15 protein-coding genes are annotated in these 16,208 nt (G+C 70.0%); 10 read left to right on the top strand and 5 right to left on the bottom strand.

Going from position 1 to position 16,208, the window contains the following annotated elements; all coding sequences use genetic code 11:
• Positions 1-109 precede the first annotated feature (109 nt).
• The 3 genes from BLQ73_RS03665 (at position 110) to BLQ73_RS03655 (ending at position 4,769) form a co-directional block, all read left to right on the top strand.
• Positions 110-1,876 (top strand): ABC transporter ATP-binding protein, encoded by a 1,767-nt coding sequence (locus tag BLQ73_RS03665; protein WP_093168245.1) that lies wholly within the window; start codon positions 110-112, stop codon positions 1,874-1,876.
• Between the two features lie 33 nt (positions 1,877-1,909).
• The gene (locus BLQ73_RS03660; protein WP_245690770.1) at positions 1,910-3,691 is read left to right on the top strand and encodes an ABC transporter ATP-binding protein; all 1,782 of its coding nucleotides are present in this window, start codon (positions 1,910-1,912) and stop codon (positions 3,689-3,691) included.
• Between the two features lie 97 nt (positions 3,692-3,788).
• Positions 3,789-4,769 carry an NAD(P)-dependent oxidoreductase gene (locus BLQ73_RS03655; protein WP_093168243.1) on the top strand — a complete coding sequence of 327 codons (981 nt, stop codon included), beginning with the start codon at positions 3,789-3,791 and terminating at the stop codon, positions 4,767-4,769.
• A 43-nt stretch (positions 4,770-4,812) separates the two neighbouring features.
• Here the strand turns inward: BLQ73_RS03655 and ctaD are convergent, their stop codons facing one another.
• On the bottom strand, positions 4,813-6,459 hold the full coding sequence (gene ctaD / locus BLQ73_RS03650) for an aa3-type cytochrome oxidase subunit I (protein ID WP_093168242.1): 1,647 nt from the start codon (positions 6,457-6,459) through the stop codon (positions 4,813-4,815).
• A gap of 272 nt (positions 6,460-6,731) precedes the next feature.
• Here ctaD and BLQ73_RS03645 point away from each other — a divergent pair, with 272 nt between their 5' ends.
• The 3 genes from BLQ73_RS03645 to BLQ73_RS03635 are packed head-to-tail and all read left to right on the top strand — an operon-like array spanning position 6,732 to position 9,933.
• The gene (locus BLQ73_RS03645; RefSeq protein WP_093168241.1) at positions 6,732-7,805 is read left to right on the top strand and encodes an iron-siderophore ABC transporter substrate-binding protein; all 1,074 of its coding nucleotides are present in this window, start codon (positions 6,732-6,734) and stop codon (positions 7,803-7,805) included.
• Positions 7,806-7,822: 17 nt separating this feature from the next.
• Positions 7,823-8,893: a FecCD family ABC transporter permease gene (locus BLQ73_RS03640; RefSeq protein ID WP_093168240.1), complete on the top strand. Its 1,071-nt coding sequence runs from the start codon at positions 7,823-7,825 to the stop codon at positions 8,891-8,893.
• A complete protein-coding gene (locus tag BLQ73_RS03635; protein ID WP_218125605.1) occupies positions 8,890-9,933 on the top strand; it encodes a FecCD family ABC transporter permease in 1,044 nt (347 codons plus the stop codon). Before BLQ73_RS03640 ends, BLQ73_RS03635 begins: the two co-directional genes overlap by 4 nt.
• Here the strand turns inward: BLQ73_RS03635 and BLQ73_RS03630 are convergent.
• The 3 genes from BLQ73_RS03630 to BLQ73_RS03620 are packed head-to-tail and all read right to left on the bottom strand — an operon-like array spanning position 9,869 to position 12,521.
• Positions 9,869-10,966 (bottom strand): LacI family DNA-binding transcriptional regulator, encoded by a 1,098-nt coding sequence (locus BLQ73_RS03630; RefSeq protein ID WP_093168239.1) that lies wholly within the window; start codon positions 10,964-10,966, stop codon positions 9,869-9,871. The two genes, BLQ73_RS03635 and BLQ73_RS03630, sit on opposite strands and share 65 nt — an antisense overlap.
• Positions 10,963-12,144 (bottom strand): MFS transporter, encoded by a 1,182-nt coding sequence (locus BLQ73_RS03625; protein WP_093168238.1) that lies wholly within the window; start codon positions 12,142-12,144, stop codon positions 10,963-10,965. Before BLQ73_RS03625 ends, BLQ73_RS03630 begins: the two co-directional genes overlap by 4 nt.
• The gene (locus tag BLQ73_RS03620) at positions 12,141-12,521 is read right to left on the bottom strand and encodes a substrate-binding domain-containing protein (protein WP_093168237.1); all 381 of its coding nucleotides are present in this window, start codon (positions 12,519-12,521) and stop codon (positions 12,141-12,143) included. Before BLQ73_RS03620 ends, BLQ73_RS03625 begins: the two co-directional genes overlap by 4 nt.
• Before the next feature lie 140 nt (positions 12,522-12,661).
• Here BLQ73_RS03620 and BLQ73_RS33080 point away from each other — a divergent pair, with 140 nt between their 5' ends.
• The 4 genes from BLQ73_RS33080 to BLQ73_RS03605 all read left to right on the top strand — a co-directional run bounded on the left by BLQ73_RS33080 (position 12,662) and on the right by BLQ73_RS03605 (position 15,476).
• Positions 12,662-12,754 carry a 2-oxo acid dehydrogenase subunit E2 gene (locus BLQ73_RS33080; protein WP_218125604.1) on the top strand — a complete coding sequence of 31 codons (93 nt, stop codon included), beginning with the start codon at positions 12,662-12,664 and terminating at the stop codon, positions 12,752-12,754.
• Between the two features lie 47 nt (positions 12,755-12,801).
• A complete protein-coding gene (locus tag BLQ73_RS03615; protein WP_093168236.1) occupies positions 12,802-13,524 on the top strand; it encodes a TetR/AcrR family transcriptional regulator in 723 nt (240 codons plus the stop codon).
• Positions 13,525-13,711: 187 nt separating this feature from the next.
• Positions 13,712-14,797, top strand: coding sequence for an AAA family ATPase (locus tag BLQ73_RS03610; protein WP_093168235.1), 1,086 nt, complete (start codon positions 13,712-13,714; stop codon positions 14,795-14,797).
• 4 nt (positions 14,798-14,801) lie between these two features.
• Positions 14,802-15,476 carry a DUF4276 family protein gene (locus BLQ73_RS03605; protein ID WP_093168234.1) on the top strand — a complete coding sequence of 225 codons (675 nt, stop codon included), beginning with the start codon at positions 14,802-14,804 and terminating at the stop codon, positions 15,474-15,476.
• A 91-nt stretch (positions 15,477-15,567) separates the two neighbouring features.
• Here the strand turns inward: BLQ73_RS03605 and BLQ73_RS03600 are convergent, their stop codons facing one another.
• Positions 15,568-15,915, bottom strand: a complete 348-nt coding sequence (locus BLQ73_RS03600; RefSeq protein ID WP_143020105.1) for a hypothetical protein — start codon at positions 15,913-15,915, stop codon at positions 15,568-15,570.
• Between the last annotated feature and the right edge of the window lie 293 nt (positions 15,916-16,208).

The raw sequence follows: 16,208 nt of genomic DNA, 5'->3' as shown, positions 1-16,208 counted from the left end.
GCGGTGGGCCGGCACCGCCCCGGGCCTCATGCGTGACTTTGACGGCAGGTCTTCACGCATGTCGGAAACCAGGTGAACCATGCGGGGTGTGGGGCTAACATCGCGCCTCATGCGGCTGCTTCCAGAGCCCGACCCCGGGGCTCCAGATTGTCGTTCCCCGCTTCGTTACCTGGTCTGGTTGACCACCGGCCTCCGGGTGCCGATCCTGTTCAGCGTGGCGTTCGGCATTCTGTTCATGGTCTGCCAGGCGCTGATGCCCGCCGCGATCGGCCGGGCGCTCGACCACGGCCTGATCGCCCGCGACCGGGGGGCGCTGCTGCTGTGGGGCGCGGCCCTGCTCGGCCTCGCCGCCGTACAGGCCGCGGCGAGCATTGCGCAGGACCGCTGGGCGCTCACCGCCTCCCTCGGCGCGTCGTTCCGTTCGACGCAGCTCGTGACCGGGAAGAGCTCCGCGCTCGGCGCCTCGCTGCGGCGGCAGGTCCCGACCGGGGAGGTCGTCGGCGTCGCCACCGACGACATCGGCGCGCTCGGCCGAGCGTTCGACGTGGTGGGGCGGGCCGCGGGGTCGGCGGCGGTGATCGCGGCGGTCGCCGCCATCATGATCTCGACCTCCTGGCGGCTCGGGCTGGTGGTGCTGCTCGGCGTGCCGCTGATGCTGTGGGTGACCGGGCTGCTGGTGCGCCCTTTGCACCGCCGAAAACACCGGGTGCGCGACCTGCAGGGCGAGCTGACGGGCCGCGCGGTCGACATCGCGAGCGGCCTGCGGGTGCTGCGCGGGATCGGCGGCGAGGAGCAGTTCTCCACCCGCTATCAGGAGAAGTCCCAACAAGTCCGCGCGGCAGCGCTGCGTGTCGCGCGGGTCGAGGCGGCCCTCACGACGGTGACATCCCTGCTGCCCGGCCTCATGCTCGTCATCGTCATCTGGCTCGGCGCCCGCTACGTGGTCGCGGGCACCTTGAGCGTCGGCGAACTCGTCACCTTCTACGGCTACACCGCCTACCTGGCGCTCGCGATGCGCCGGATGTCGTCGTCGGCGCACAGCCTGACCGCCGGTTACGTCGCCGCGGGCCGCATCGCGCGCATCCTGTCCCTGCCCGAGGGGCGCGAGGCCGCGGAACCGCCGCGCTCCACCTGGCCGGCCGCACCCGGTCCCCTCACCGACCCTGTGTCCGCCCTCACCGCCCCGCCCGGCCGCTTCACCGCCGTGGCGTGCGCCTCCCCCTGCGACGCCTCCGTGCTCGCCGACCGGCTCGGGGGCTACGCCGGCGACGGCGTCACGTACGGCACGAGCCCCCTCCGCGACCTCCCCCGCGACGAGGTGCGCCGGCGCGTCCTCGTCGTGGACAACGACGCCCGCCTGTTCTCCGGCCCGCTGCGCACCGAGCTCCGCACCACAGCCGACACGAGCGACCCGAGCGAGGCGAGCGGCACGGCCGACGCGGCCGGCGCGAGCGGCGCGAGTGACACGGCCCTGCTGATGGAGGCGCTCGACACGGCCGCGGCGCGCGACATCGTCGATGGGCTGCCACACGGCCTGGACACCGTTATCCGCGGCTCGGGGCACGAGCTGTCGGGCGGGCAGCTCCAGCGCCTGCGACTGGCCCGGGCGCTCACCGTCGACCCGGAGGTGCTGATCCTCGTCGAGCCGACGAGCGCGGTCGACGCGCACACCGAGGAGCGCATCGCGGCCCGCCTCACGGCGCGCCGCCGGGGGCGCACGACTCTGGTGTTCACGACAAGCCCTGTCATGCTGGGCCGCGCCGACAGCGTCGCGTTCGTCGAACGTGGACGCGTCGTCGCCGAGGGCACGCACGCGGCACTACTCGACGACCGCCGCTACCGCGCGGTGGTCGCGAGGGAAGAGAATGCGGCCTGAGCGCCGCAGCACATCATGGAGGTCGGTGCGCGAGTGGACAGATTACCTGTGTCGTCCGCCGCAGAGGTCCGCGCCTACGCCAGGCGCCTGGCCCGGGGGCATCCTCGCGCGCTCGCGTTGGCCGTGGCGGTGCACGCGGCCGGCGCGATCTGCGGTCTCGCCATGCCGCTGCTGCTCGGCGACCTCATCGAGAGGATCCCCCGGGGCACCGCCGACGTCGAGACCGTGATCGCGCTGGCCGTGATGTTCGTCTTGGGGCAGGCGTTCCTGAGCGGGGTCGCCATCTACCTGTCGGCACGGCTCGGCGAGCAGGTGCTCGCCGAGCTGCGGGAGCGGTTCGTCGACGACGTGCTGGCCATGCCGCTCGCGACGGTGGAACGCGCGGGAACCGGCGAGGTGGTGGCGCGCACGACGCGCGACGTGGGTCTGCTGGCCAACGCCGTACGGCAGGCCGTGCCCGACGCGATGCTCGCGGTGACCACGATCGTGATGATCGTCGGCGCGGTCCTGCTGACCGATCCGCTCCTGCTGCTGCCGTGCCTGTCGGCGGTGCCCGTGCTGTGGTTGGCCGCGCGGTGGTATCTCACGCGCGCGCACGCCGGCTATGTGCGGCAGAACGCGGCCTACGCCGACCTGGCCGAGGGGCTCACGCAGACGGTCGAGGGAGCCCGCACCGTGGAGGCGCTCGGCATCGCGCGGCGGCGGGCGGAGCGGGCCGACCACGACATCGCCTCGGCCTACAGCGCCGAACGCTACACGCTCGGGCTCCGCACGGTGTTCCTGCCGATCTCCGACCTGTCCTACGCGCTTCCCGTGGTGGCGGTGCTGGTCATCGGCGGACTGCTCTACCTCGACGGGCTGGTGTCCCTGGCCGCCGTGACGACGGGAGCGCTGTACGCGCTGCAGCTCGTCGGCCCGGTCGACGTCCTGCTCTACTGGCTGAACGAGCTCCAGCTCAGCGGCGCGGCCCTCGCGCGCCTGATCGGCGTCCGCGGTGCTTCCGCGGACCCGGACGCGGGGGTCGGTGCGGACGCGGCGCCCGCGCCTTCACGGCCGTCGGCGGCCCGGCCCCCCTCCAGGGACATCGGCCATGTCACGTTCAAGAGCGTGAGCTTCGCCTACCACGACGACCACGACGTGGTCCGCGACCTCGACCTGGAGATCCACCGGGGTGAACGGCTGGCGATCGTCGGGCCGTCCGGCGCGGGCAAGTCCACCGTCGGCCGCCTGCTGGCCGGGATCTACGAGCCTCGGGTGGGCTCGATCGCCCTCGACGGCCTGCCCACCGCCGGCCTTCCCCTCTCCGAGCTGCGCCGCCGCGTCGCGCTCGTCACCCAGGAACACCACGTCTTCAGCGCGACGCTGGCGGAGAACCTCCTCATGGCGAGGCCCGACGCGAACCGGGCCGAGCTTGAGGCGGCCCTGCGTGCCCTGGACGCCTGGGACTGGGCGGCCGACATCGGCCTGGCCACCCCGGTGGGCTCGGGCGGGCTGGACCTGTCCCCCGCGCAGGCGCAGCAGCTCGCACTCGTACGGCTGGCGCTCGCCGATCCGCACGTCCTCGTCTTGGACGAGGCGACGTCGCTGCTCGCGTCGCAGACGGCGCGGCGGGTCGAGCGCTCCCTGTCGGCTCTGGTGAAGGGCCGCACGGTGGTGGCGATCGCCCATCGCCTCCAGACCGCGCACGACGCCGACCGCATCGCCGTCATGGAGCGGGGCCGGGTCGTGGAGCTCGGCTCCCACGACGAGCTGGTCCGGGCCGGCGGCTCCTATGCGGCGCTGTGGCGGTCGTGGCACGGCGCATCGGAGAACTGAGCGGCTTTCGAGCAGCCCGCATGAATGGTTGACATGGCCCACGGACGTCTGCAAACGTTTGCGACATAGAACAGCAAACGATTGCAAAGGCAGTGAGATGAGCATCCCCACCACGAACGGCCCCGGGCTCCGCGTCGGCTGGATCGGAACCGGCCGCATGGGCCTGTCGATGGCGTCCCTGCTCGCCCAGGCGAATGTGGACCTCACCGCCTGGAACCGCACCCTGGCCAAGGCCGAGCCGCTGAAGGAGTACGGCGCCTCCCTGTGCGCGGCCATCGCCGACCTGCGCGGCATGGACGTGGTGTTCACGATGGTGTCCGCCTCGGCCGACCTGGAGCACGTACTCCTGGGTGAGGACGGCTTGCTCGCCGACCCCGCGCAGGTGCCGCGCGTGGTCGTGGACTGCTCGACGGTGTCCGCCGAGTCGTCGGCCAAGGTACGGCAGGTGTGCGAGGAACTGGGCGTGGGCTACCTGGCCGCGCCCGTCAGCGGCAACGGCAAGGTCGCCAAGGTCGGCGGGCTCAGCCTGGTGGTGTCCGGACCGAAGGAGACCTATGACGAGGTGGTCCACCTGCTGGAGCGACTCGGCAAGTCGGTGACGTACGTCGGCGAGGGCGAGGTGGCGAGGCTGGTCAAGATCGCCCACAACCTGATGCTGGGCGTGGTCACACAGACGCTGGCGGAGATCACCGTGCTGGCCGAGAAGGGCGGCGTGCCCCGGCACGCCTTCCTCGAATTCCTCAACAACAGCGTCATGGGGTCGGTGTTCACGCGCTACAAGTCGCCCGCGTTCGTGAACCTGGACTACACCCCGACGTTCACCCCGATCCTGCTGCGCAAGGACTTCGACCTGGGCCTCGCCGCCGCGCGGCAGCTCGACGTGCCGATGCCGGTCGTCGCGGCCACCGCCCAGTGCGTGCAGGCGAGCGTGGGCACCGGCCGTGTCGACGAGGACTTCGCCATCCTGCTCGACCTGCAGGCCGCCGCGTCGGGCATCACCCTGGCGTCCGAGGACGTGGCGGTGGACGACGGCCTCGGCACCGCCGCGGGGAAAGCCGAGGGGAACGCCGCGTCCTGACCTCGCGGCTCCCGCCGCCCCGCTCGGGCGGCGGGAGCCGCCGTCAGGCGGGCGGATAGTGCAGATCAAAGGCCGGCCTTTCCGAGCGGATGCGCGGAATGCTGGTGAAGTTATGCCGGGGTGGCGGGCATGACGTGGCCCACTCCAGGGAGTTGCCGAAGCCCCAGGGGTCATCCACGGTGACCCGCTCACCGAAGCGCGTGGTGTGCCACACGTTGTAGAGGAAGGGCAGCGTGGACAGGCCGAGCAGCAGGGCGCCGGCCGATGAGATCACGTGCAGCGTGGTGAAGCCGTCGTAGGGGCTGTAGTCGGCGTATCTCCTCGGCATGCCGATGACGCCGAGCCAGTGGTGGACCAGGAAGGTGCCGTGGAAGCCGATGAACAGCATCCAGAAGTGCCACCGCCCCAGTGTCCTCCCGAGCATCTTGCCGGTCATCTTCGGCCACCAGAAGTAGAAGCCGGCGAACATCGCGAACACCACGGTGCCGAACACCACGTAGTGGAAGTGGGCGACGACGAAGTAGGTGTCGGTGATGTGGAAGTCGAGCGGAGGGGAGGCCAGGATGACGCCGGTGAGCCCGCCGAGCAGGAAGGTGACGAGGAAGCCCACCGCGAACAGCATCGGCGGCTCGAAACTCAGGTGCCCTCGCCACATCGTGCCGATCCAGTTGAAGAACTTCACGCCGGTCGGCACGGCGATGAGGAACGTCATGACGGAGAAGAACGGCAGGAGCACATGCCCGGTGGCGAACATGTGGTGGGCCCACACCGCCATCGACAGGCCGGCGATGGCGATCGTCGCCCCCACCAGGCCGATGTAGCCGAACAGCGGCTTGCGGCTGAACACCGGGATCACCTCGGTGACGATGCCGAAGAACGGCAGGGCGATGATGTAGACCTCGGGGTGCCCGAAGAACCAGAACAGGTGCTGCCAGAGCAGCGGGCCGCCGGTGGCCGGGTCGTAGATGTGGGTGCCGAGCTTCCGGTCGGCCTCAAGGGCGAGCAGGGCCGCGGCCAGCACGGGGAAGGCCAGCAGCACGAGCATGCTGGTCAGCAGCACGTTCCAGCAGAAGATCGGCATGCGGAACATGGTCATGCCGGGGGCGCGCAGGCAGATGATGGTCGTGATGAAGTTGACGCTGCCGAGGATGGTGCCGAGGCCGGTCATGACCAGCCCCATGATCCACAGGTCGCCTCCGACCGAGGGCGTGAAGTTCCCCCTGGACAGGGGGGTGTAGGAGAACCAGCCGAAGTCGGCGGCGCCCTGCGCGGTGAAGAAACCGCCCACGGTGATCAGCCCGCCGAACAGGAACAGCCAGAGGCTCGCCGCGTTGAGCCGGGGGAAGGCGACGTCGGGCGAGCCGATCTGGAGCGGCATGATCACATTGGTGAAGCCGGCGAACAGCGGAGTGGCGAACAGCAGCATCATGATCGTGCCGTGCATGGTGAACATCTCGTTGAAGACGCGATGGCTCACGAACTGCAGACCCGGCTGCACCAGCTCGGCGCGGATGATCAGCGCCATCACTCCGGCGGCCAGGAAGAAGGCGAACGAGGCGATCAGGTACATGTAGCCGATCACCTTGTGATCGGTCGTCGACAGCCACGCGACGGCCAGGGTGCCCCTGCGACTGGCCCGAACCGGAGCCGCGGCCGACGTCAGCGGTTCGCCGCCCTGTGGAGTCGTCACATCTCTCTCCGCCCTCTCGCCAGAGCGGGGGGACTCCGCGCGGCCAACACCTGAGGCAGGTGTACCACCCGGCCACGTGCGCCGCCCCGCCACCGCTTCGGCGTCGCGCCACTCTTTGCCGGTAGACGATCACCCCTGTCCGGTCGCATGGTGATCTCGCGCGGCTTGACCGGAGGACCCGCGGGCCGGGACGCCCACCCGAGGGTGATTCAATATTCACGCAACTGTAAGGTAAGCCTCGCCTTACCTCAGCACTTCTTTCGGAGACCCCCATGCTCGCTGCCGCCCGATCGCGTTCCCGGATCGCGTTCACGGCCGTCGCCGCCCTCGCCTCGCTGGCGCTGGCGGCGTGCTCCGGCACCACGACGAACGCACCGACCGGCGCGTCCGCCGCCCCCGCCGCCTCCTCGGCGGCCCCGGCCGCAGACGCCTTCCCCGTCACCATCCCGACCGCCCACGGCGACGTGACCATCCAGCAGAAGCCGCAGCGGGTCGTGACATGGGGCTGGTCGACGCAGGACGCGGTGCTCGCGCTCGGCGTGGTGCCCGTCGCGATGCCGACCTACGCGTACGGCGGCGACGCCCAGGGGATCCTCCCGTGGAACGCCGCCAAGCTGAAGGAGCTCGGCGGCACGCCGCCCGCGCTGCTCCCGTCCTCCGACTCGGGCGAGGTACCCATCGAGGAGATCATCGAGGCGAAGCCGGACGTCATCCTGGCGCCGTACTCGGGGCTCACGAAGGAGGAGCACGACAAACTCAACAAGGTCGCCCCGACCGTGTCGTACCCCGACAAGCCCTGGGCGACGTCGTGGCAGCAGCAGATCGAGATCGTCGGCAAGGCGCTCGGCCTGTCGGCGGAGGCCACGGCGCTCCGCGAGAAGGCCGACGCCCACATCGCCAAGCTCGGCACGGACAACCCCGACCTCAAGGGCAGGTCATTCGTCTACGGCGCGGTGAACGCCAACGACCAGTTCACGATCTACCGCGGCAGCGACCCCCGCGTCGAGCTGCTCGTGCAGCTTGGCATGACCGAGAGCCCCAGCGTCAAGGAACTCGACGCCGACCCGAAAGCGGGCTCGTACTTCTACTCCATCAGCTACGAGAACGTCAGCAAGATCAAAACTGACGTGCTCGTCATGTACTTCGCCACCCAGAAGGACGTCGACACCTTCGTGGCCGACCCGGTGATCGCGGCCCTGCCGGCCGTCAAGGAGAAGCGCTTCGCCCCCATCGTCGGCGAGTCCTTCGTCATGGCGAGCAGCGCGCCGACCGTGCTGTCCATCCCGTGGATGCTCGACCAGTACGTGCCGCAACTCGCCGCCGTGGCCACGAAGGTCGGCGGCTGATCCCCCCGGCCCCCCCTATGACCCCGCCTCAGGCGGCCGACGCCCGGCCGGGCCCGACGACGACCACCAAACGTCCGGGCCCGGCTGGCGGCATGCGCCGCGTGCTGCTCTGGCTTGTCCTGTCCGTCGCCGTCCTCGCCGTCGCGAGCGCCCTCAGCCTCGCCGTCGGTGCCAACGCGCTGCCGCTGTCCACGGTGTGGGAGGCGCTGACGAACTACAACGCCGACAACCCCGACCATCTGGTGATCGTCGAGAAGCGCCTGCCGCGCACCCTCGTCGGCCTGGCCGCCGGGGCCGCCTTCGCCGTGGCGGGCGCGGTGATGCAGGGGCTCACCCGCAACCCGATCGCCGAGCCCGGACTGCTCGGGGTGAACTCGGGGGCCTCGCTGGCGGTGGTGATCGGCATCACCGTCTTCAACGTCACCGACGCCGGCGGCTACGTGTGGTTCGCGTTCGCCGGGGCCGCAGCCGCCTCCGTACTGGTGTACGCCATCGGCAGCCGGGGACGCGAAGGCAGCACACCCGTCAAACTCGCCCTGGCGGGCGCCGCCGTCACCGCCGTGCTCACCTCCCTGGTGAGCGCGGTGCTGCTCACCAACCGGACGGCGCTCGACTCCATGCGCTTCTGGCAGGTCGGCTCGCTCGCGGCACGCGACCTCGACATCCTGTGGCGGACCCTGCCGAGCATCGCCGCAGGACTGCTGCTGGCGCTGGCCATCAGCCGCGCGTTGAACGGGCTGGCCCTCGGCGAGGACGTCGCCCGCGGCCTCGGGCAGCGGGTCGGACTCACCCGCGCGCTCGCGGCGGTCTGCATCGTGCTGCTCTGCGGCGGCGCGACCGCGGCGGTGGGCCCCATCGGGTTCATCGGACTGATCGTGCCGCACGCCGTACGCCACTACGTGGGGCCCGACCACCGGGCCTTGCTGCCGCTGTGCGCCGTCACGGCACCTTCCCTGCTGCTGGTCTGCGACGTGATCGGCCGGGTCGTCTCCCGCCCGGGCGAGCTGCAGGTCGGCGTCATCGCGGCCCTCGTGGGAGCGCCGCTGTTCATCGCCCTCATCCGACCGCGCAAGGCGGTGAGCCTGTGAACATCGCACACGCCAAGGCGTCCCATGTGCAGGCGCTGCGCGCGCAGCGCAGGCGTGCCGTACGGCGGGCCTCGGCCGTCTCGGCCGGCTGTGCCGTACTGCTGGCCGGACTCGCCGCGCTGGGGCTGACCCTGGGCAAGGCGTCCGTCACCCTTCCCGAGGTGATCGACGTCGTGCTGGGCCGGGCCGACACCTTCGCGCAGTTCGTGGTGATAGAACTGCGGCTGCCGCGCATCCTCACCGCCGTGCTCGCCGGGGCGTGCCTGGGCCTGGCGGGGGCGGTCTTCCAGTCGACCATGCGCAACCCGCTCGCGAGCCCCGACATCATCGGCATCACCCACAGCGCCAGCGCGGCGGGCGTGCTGGCGCTCATGGTGTTCGGGCTCAGCGGGCTCGCCCTCACCGGACTCGCGCTCGCGGGAGGGCTCGCCGGCGCGGCGCTGATCTACGTGATCGCCTGGCGGGGGCGGGGCTCGCGCCAGCGGCTCGTCCTCGTCGGCATCGGCGTGGCGGCGATCTCCGCGGGCATCTCCTCCTACCTACTCACCACCACCGACGTCTTGGAGGCCACGCAGCTCCTCGTCTGGCTCAACGGCAGCCTCGCCCGCGCCGACTGGGCGACGCTGATCCCGTTGGCGGTGTGTACGGCACTGCTGCTGCCCCCGGCCCTCGCCCTGGCACGCCGCATGTCCGTCCTCGAACTCGGCGACGAACCCGCCACCGGGCTCGGGGTGGCGGTGGAGCGCTCCCGGCTGTGGCTGCTCGCGGCCGCCGTCGGGCTGGCGTCGGCGGCGGTCGCAGTGGTGGGGCCGGTGCCGTTCGTGGCGCTGGTCAGCGCGCCGATCGCGCGGCGCCTCGCCGGCCCCGGCTCCCTCACCCTGGTGCCCTCGGCCCTCATCGGCGCGGTGCTGCTGCTCGGCGCCGACTTCGCGGCGCAGTTCGCCTGGCCCGGCGTGCTGCTGCCCGCGGGGGTCGTCACCGGCGTGGTCGGCGGGCCTTACCTGCTGTGGCTCCTGCTCCGGTTGAACCGCGGAGGCTAGCCGTCGAACCCCGCACCGCCAGCGACACGGGCAGCAGCACCGAGCGGGGGTGCCGCTCCGGCTCCTCGATGCATTCGAGGAGCATGCGGGCGGCCTCCACGCCGATGTCGTGGTGCGGGAGCGCGACGGTGGTCAGCGGCGGGCGGAGCTTGTCGAGGAAGGGCATGTCGTTGAAGCCGACGACGCTGACGTCGTCAGGGCAGGACAGGCCGTGCCGGGAGAAGGCGTCGTAGCAGCCGAGCGCGATGAGGTCGTTGCCGGCGACGACCGCCGTGCACTCCACGCCCCGTTCGAGCAGGCCGGACATGGCGCGGGCGCCCTCCTCCTCGGTCCACTGCGCGCACTCGACGGTCAGCTCGGGATCGTCGGCGAGGCCGTGGTCGCGGATCGCGTGGCGGAACGCGCTGGCCCGGATGACACCGGTCGACGTGTGCCGCGGGCCCGCGAGGTGGGCGATCCTGCGGTGTCCGAGCCCGGCCAGGTGCTTGACCGCGAGCGCGGTGCCGACCGCGTCGTCGGCGGTGACGCTTGGGATGTCCGGCTCCTGGGTGCGCCGGTTGATCAGCACCATCCTGACGCCCTGCCGGTGCAGGCTCTCCAGCAGCGGATGGCGGAGCCGCGCGGTGGCGACGATCAGCCCTTCGACCTGGCGCGAGCGCAGCGAATCGATGAGGGTCTGCTCCCGCCGCGGATCGTCGTCGGTGTTGGTGAGCCACGCGCTGTAACCCGCGGCTTCGAGAACCTCTTCGATGCCGCGGACGATCGGCGGGAAGAGCGGGTTGGTGAGGTCGGGGATGACCAGCCCGACCGTGCGGGTGCGCGCGGTCTTGAGGCTGCGCGCGATGGGGTTGGGGCGGTATCCGAGCGCCTTCGCCACCTTGAGCACGCGGCGCGCGGTCTCGGCGTTGACCAGGCCGCGGGTGTCGGGGTTGAGGGCTCGGGAGGCCGTGGCGGCGTGGACACCGGCCGCCTTGGCCACGTCGCGGAGCTTCGGCTGCTCCGAGGGCCGCGGGGGCGGCTGCTCTTTCGTCATCGGCCCGGCTCACCTTCGGGTCTCGTCCAGCGCATGCGTGCCACCGTGGCGATCAGGCCGAGGGGAACGGCGATCAGGGTCGCCACGCCGAAGATCTCGGTGAATCTCGCCGCCTCCGCCCACTCTCCCACCAGGGCGGCGGCCACGGCGCTGCCGAGGAAGAGCGCTCCGGCGAAGGCCGACACGACGGTCGCCCGCGCCGCGGGCAGGACCTCTGTGGCCCAGGTCTGCAGGGACGAGTGCATGAGAGCCCATGCGAGCCCGAGCAGGCAGGCCACGAGCGCCGCCGCGACGGGCGAGCGGGACAGGGTGGCGAGGCCGCAGGCCGCGACCGCGGCGAGCGCCCCGAAGGCGATGAGCCGGGAGGTGTGGAGGCGGCGCGACAGCGCGCCGGCGACCCGCGCGAACACGAGCACGGCAACACCGTACACCGCGGTGACGGCCCCTGCGACGGACGCGCTCGCGCCCGCCGCCTCCACGGCGGAGGGCAGCAGGGTGAGCACGCCGAGCAGCACCACCCCCTCGGTGAACGCCAGCAGAAGGATGAGCCTCGCCGAGCCGGATCGCAGGACGGCGATCATCGGAGCGATGACGCCCTGGTCCGCCCGGACGCGCGGCGGGCTGGGCACCCGGCCGAGGGCCGCGGCGACGGCGGCGGTGATGAGGCCGGTGGCGATGAACGCCGCGCGCCAGCCGTTCACCTGGGCGAGAAGCCCGCCGACGACCGAGGCCAGTGCCGTACCCGCGGCGACGGCCGCCATAAAGGAGGCGATCTCGCGCTGCCGGCGGTCCACGCCCACGGTGTCGCCGATATAGATCAGCCCGGCCGGTACGGCGGCGCTGAAGCAGGCCCCCGCCAGGCCGCGGGCGATGCCGAGGCCCATCGCGGATTCGGTGAAGGCCGCGACCGTGGTGGCGAGCGCGGAGAGGACGAGGGAGATCCGCATCGTCCTGACCAGGCCGAGCTTGTCGGAGATCATCCCCCACACGGGCTGCATCAGGCCATAGGCGAGGAAGTACGCGCTGGCCGCGGCGACGACCGCGGACAGCGGTTCGCCGAGGTCGACCGCCATGGCGATGAGCATCGGCGGCATGACGAACCTGTCCAGCGTGGACGTCGCGGCGGCGGCCTGCAGCAGCCACGGCGAACCCGCCGGCGCCGGAGCGGGGCCGGTCATGCGGCCTCCGTCATGCGCGGGTCGATGAGCTTGTCCAGGGGATCGAGCGCGGAGGCGAGCGGGTCCGGCCCGCCGATCGGCGGGGAGGTGTACTTCCGCCTGAGCTGTACGACGGTCCTCATGGCGTCGAGGTCGGTGCGCAGGTCGGCGGTCTCCCCCAGGGGGTTGTCCGGCGCGGAACGGTAGGCGAGCACGTTGTCGGGGCTGGTGAGCGCCATGTCGAGGTCGCCGTCGAGCAGCGCCCGGAACTGCGCGCTCGACGAGGCGACCGGCTGCTCGACGATGTCGAGCCCCTGGTCGGCGAACAGTCCGAGGCGCCTGACGACCCTCGCTAACACTGAGGGGCTGAACACCCCGACTACCACCTTCGTGGTCACAGCCTTACACCCCAATCCGCTCGCAGTACACCTGCGACCCTCACCTGTGACATAGAAACCGCACTCGATTGCATGAACATTATGAGGTTATTCCTTCTGGTATTGCAATCGATTGCGGTAGGGCGCGGACGGCGTCGTCGATGGACCACCGGCCCGTCGACGGGGTGGTCGCCGCGCTGTGGATGCGGGAGTTCCTCGGCCTGCTCCACGATCCTCTGCGCATCCTGGCCTGAGACGGCCGGTTGGGCACTGCCGAATCCCGGACACTACTGTTCACCACATGGCCGCCAATCCACTGATCCGCAGTAGTAGGCCGCGCTCGCGCTGGGCAGCCGGGCTGCCCGCCGTCACCGCCGAGCAGATCATCGATCGTGCCCTGGAGCTGACCGCCGAGCACGGCCTGGACGGGTGGACCCTGCGCCAGCTCGCCGCCGCGATCGAGGCGTACCCGGCGGTGATCTACCACCACATCGGCGACCGGGAGGCGGTGGTCCTGGGGGTGCTGGAGCGGGTCGTGGGCATGATGCCGCTGCCCCCCGGCGACCTGCCGTGGCGCGACTGGTTCCGCGTGCTGGTGGGCGAGCTGCGGACCGTGCTGCGCGGATATCCCGGCGTGGCGCACCGGCTCGCCGTCTACGGCCCCACCGTACAGGGGGCCGTGCCCATCATCGACCGGGGCGTACGGCTGCTGCAGGACGCCGGCTTCGGCAAGGAGAGCGTGCTGGCGTACAGCATGATCCTCAGTACGGCCTGCCAGTTCGTCTCCGTCGAGGACGAGCGGAGGCGTGGCGCGATGGATCGCACGAGAATGGTTGACGTGTTCGGGGAATACCGCGACAACGCGGACATGCCAGGTCTGGCCGCCATGGGAGCGTTCGCGTATGAGCTGGCGGAGAACCCGGAGAAGATCGCGGGCTACTACGCCAGCCTCTACGACTACGCCGTCGAACGCACCCTCGACGGCGTCGCCCAACGCCTGGAAGACCTGACCGACCGGCCCTAGACCGCCTCGACGGCCCGGCCCGCCGGCCCCTCGGCCACGTGGTCGTCCTTCGCCCGGATCAGCACCACGCCCGCCCCGATTGAGTTAGGATAGGCTAGCCTATATATTTAAACGCTGTACAAGAGCTTTCGTCTACGCCGGTCGTGAAGCTCCACAACAGCCGCCCCGATCGATCTATGCTGACTCCATGACACGCCGCCGACTTCGATCCATCGCGATCGAGGGCCACACCTCGATCGAGTCGGCGAAGGTCCCCCTGAGCGACCTCAACATCCTCATCGGCGCCAACGGCGCCGGCAAGAGCAACTTCATCTCCGCCCTCGCACTCCTCGGCCGCCTGGTCGACCAAGAGCTCAACCTCTTCGTCGGACAAGTCGGCGGAGCCTCGGCCCTCCTCCACGGCGGCCTCAAAGGCAACGCCCGCGTGAAACTCACACTCGACCTCGCGCCCTACACCTACGGGGCGACTCTCATGCCCGCAGCGGGCGATGAATTGATCTTTGAGGACGAGTGGATCGGGCTCCCATCTGGCGAACGCTTCTCACTCGGCCAAGGCCACCGCGAGAGCCGCCTCCCCAATGCCCTCACCGGGCAAGAAGAATCGGCCGCGCAACACATCGTGAACGTCTTGCGCGGCTGCCGTGTCTTCCACTTCCACGACACCGGCGCCGCCGCCCCCGTCAAACAACGCGGCTACACCTCCGACAACATCACCCTCCACCCACACGCCGGAAACCTCGCCGCCGTGCTACTGCGCCTCCGCGAGGACGACATCTCGACCTACAAACGCATTGTGAGAACCGTCCGGCAGGTCGCCCCGTTCTTCCGAGACTTCGTGCTCATCGAGGAAAAGGAACGCCTCCGCCTGCGGTGGCGACAGGAAGGCGGCGACGTCGTCTTCCCCGCCAACGCCCTTTCCGATGGCACACTGCGATTCATCTGCCTCGCGACACTGCTGAGCCTGCCCGACCTCCCCGACGTCGTCGTACTCGACGAACCCGAACTGGGCCTGCACCCGTACGCCATCGTGCAGCTGGCCGACATGATCCGCGCCGCGAGCCGGGAAAGCCAGGTCCTCATCGCCACCCAGTCGGTCACGCTCATCAACCAGTTCGAACTCAACGACCTCATCGTGGTCGAACGCGCCCACGGCGTCTCCACCTTCGACAGACCCGACCCCGACCGGCTACAGGCATGGCTGGCCGACTACTCACTGGGCGAACTGTGGGAGAAGAACCTGCTCGGCGGTCGACCTCAGGCGGAGCAGGGATAGCCCGATGCGCCGTCTCCACATCCTCTGCGAGGGGCAGACTGAGGAGAGCATAGCCCGCGAGGTCATATCGCCATATTTCATGAACTCCACGATCTACGTGACCTGGTCAGTCCATACCACTAAACGCCCAGCGGGCGGCCCCTCCTACAAAGGCGGCCTGTCCACATGGAAGAAGCTGGTCACGGAGATCCGACTGCTTCTCCAAGATCCCTCCATCACCCTGCTATCAACTCTCTTCGACTACTACGGGCTCCCCTCCGACGTGCCAGGGATGAGGACACGGCCCATCGGCTCCCCATATGACAGAGTCGCCCACGTGGAGAGGGCGATGGCTGAGGCAGTCCACGACCGCAGATTTCTCCCCCACCTCGTTCTCCATGAGGTCGAAGCCTGGGTCCTCGCAGGTCATGACGCGTTGGGTGACCTCCTCGGAGACCGGCCGCTGTCCCAGGTCGTGCAGAGGATCGTGATGGAAGCGCACGGAGCGGAACTGGTCAACGAAGGGCCTGAAACAGCGCCGTCGAAACGCCTTCTCAATCTCATCCCGCGCTACCGCAAAACTCTGGACGGCCCCCTGGTCATCGCAGACTTCGGTGTCGACGGTGTCAGGAAAACCTGCCCTCACGCAGACGCGTGGTTCTCTGCATTGAGCGATGCTCTAGAAGCTCCGCGGAGCTGAACCGAAGTCTGTGCCGAGTCCACGGTGACATCAAGGCAACGGAAGAGGAGGCAGACATTCAGAGATGAGTTCGGGGCGATTGTCCTGGCGTTCACTCCCACTCAAGTACGGCGAAGCGCAGGCCGACGAGGAGGGGGACGGAACCCGAGTTTCGGATGTCCTCGGGGCAGGAGCTTGAATGCGCGATGGACGCGCCAGCGAGGAGGCTTCGCTTGAGAGCCGGGAAGTCCACGGGCAGGGCGCGGACGCGGCCGGTGTACAGGCGTTCGGATATCTTCACGTAGCGGTCGGCGAGCTCCCTGGACGAGATGGAAAGATAGCTCACCCCGAAGAACTCGGGTTTCGCTCCCCTTTCGATCCACCGGCCGAAGCCGACCACGCGCGTCGACCGTACGTCGTGGCCGCCGACCCCCGTCTCCTCGGCCAACTCCCGTTCCATGGCCCGCGCCAAAAGGTCTTGCAGGGAGTCGCCGTGCCGATAGTCGCCAGGAGGGAGTTCATCCTGACAAATTCGAACCGAGACCTCCTGGCCACGGCCTCATGAATCTCCCGGCCGAACCCGATCACGGTCGTCACGGCGCTCAATAACGCTAGAAGGAGCGCGAAGCTCAGCACGGTCGGGCCCAGCGTGACGAAGGTCAGCGCCACCCCCGTCAACCCGAGAGCCACAGGCCATTCGGCAAGGGAAAAGAACCTGACATAGTGCCATCGTGCTCTTACACGCCGGGAGAG

The sequence above is a fragment of the Sinosporangium album genome, from assembly GCF_900100605.1.
GTDB classification, from domain to species: Bacteria; Actinomycetota; Actinomycetes; order Streptosporangiales; family Streptosporangiaceae; genus Sinosporangium; species Sinosporangium album.
This window is presented reverse-complemented; position numbering and strand designations above follow the sequence as displayed.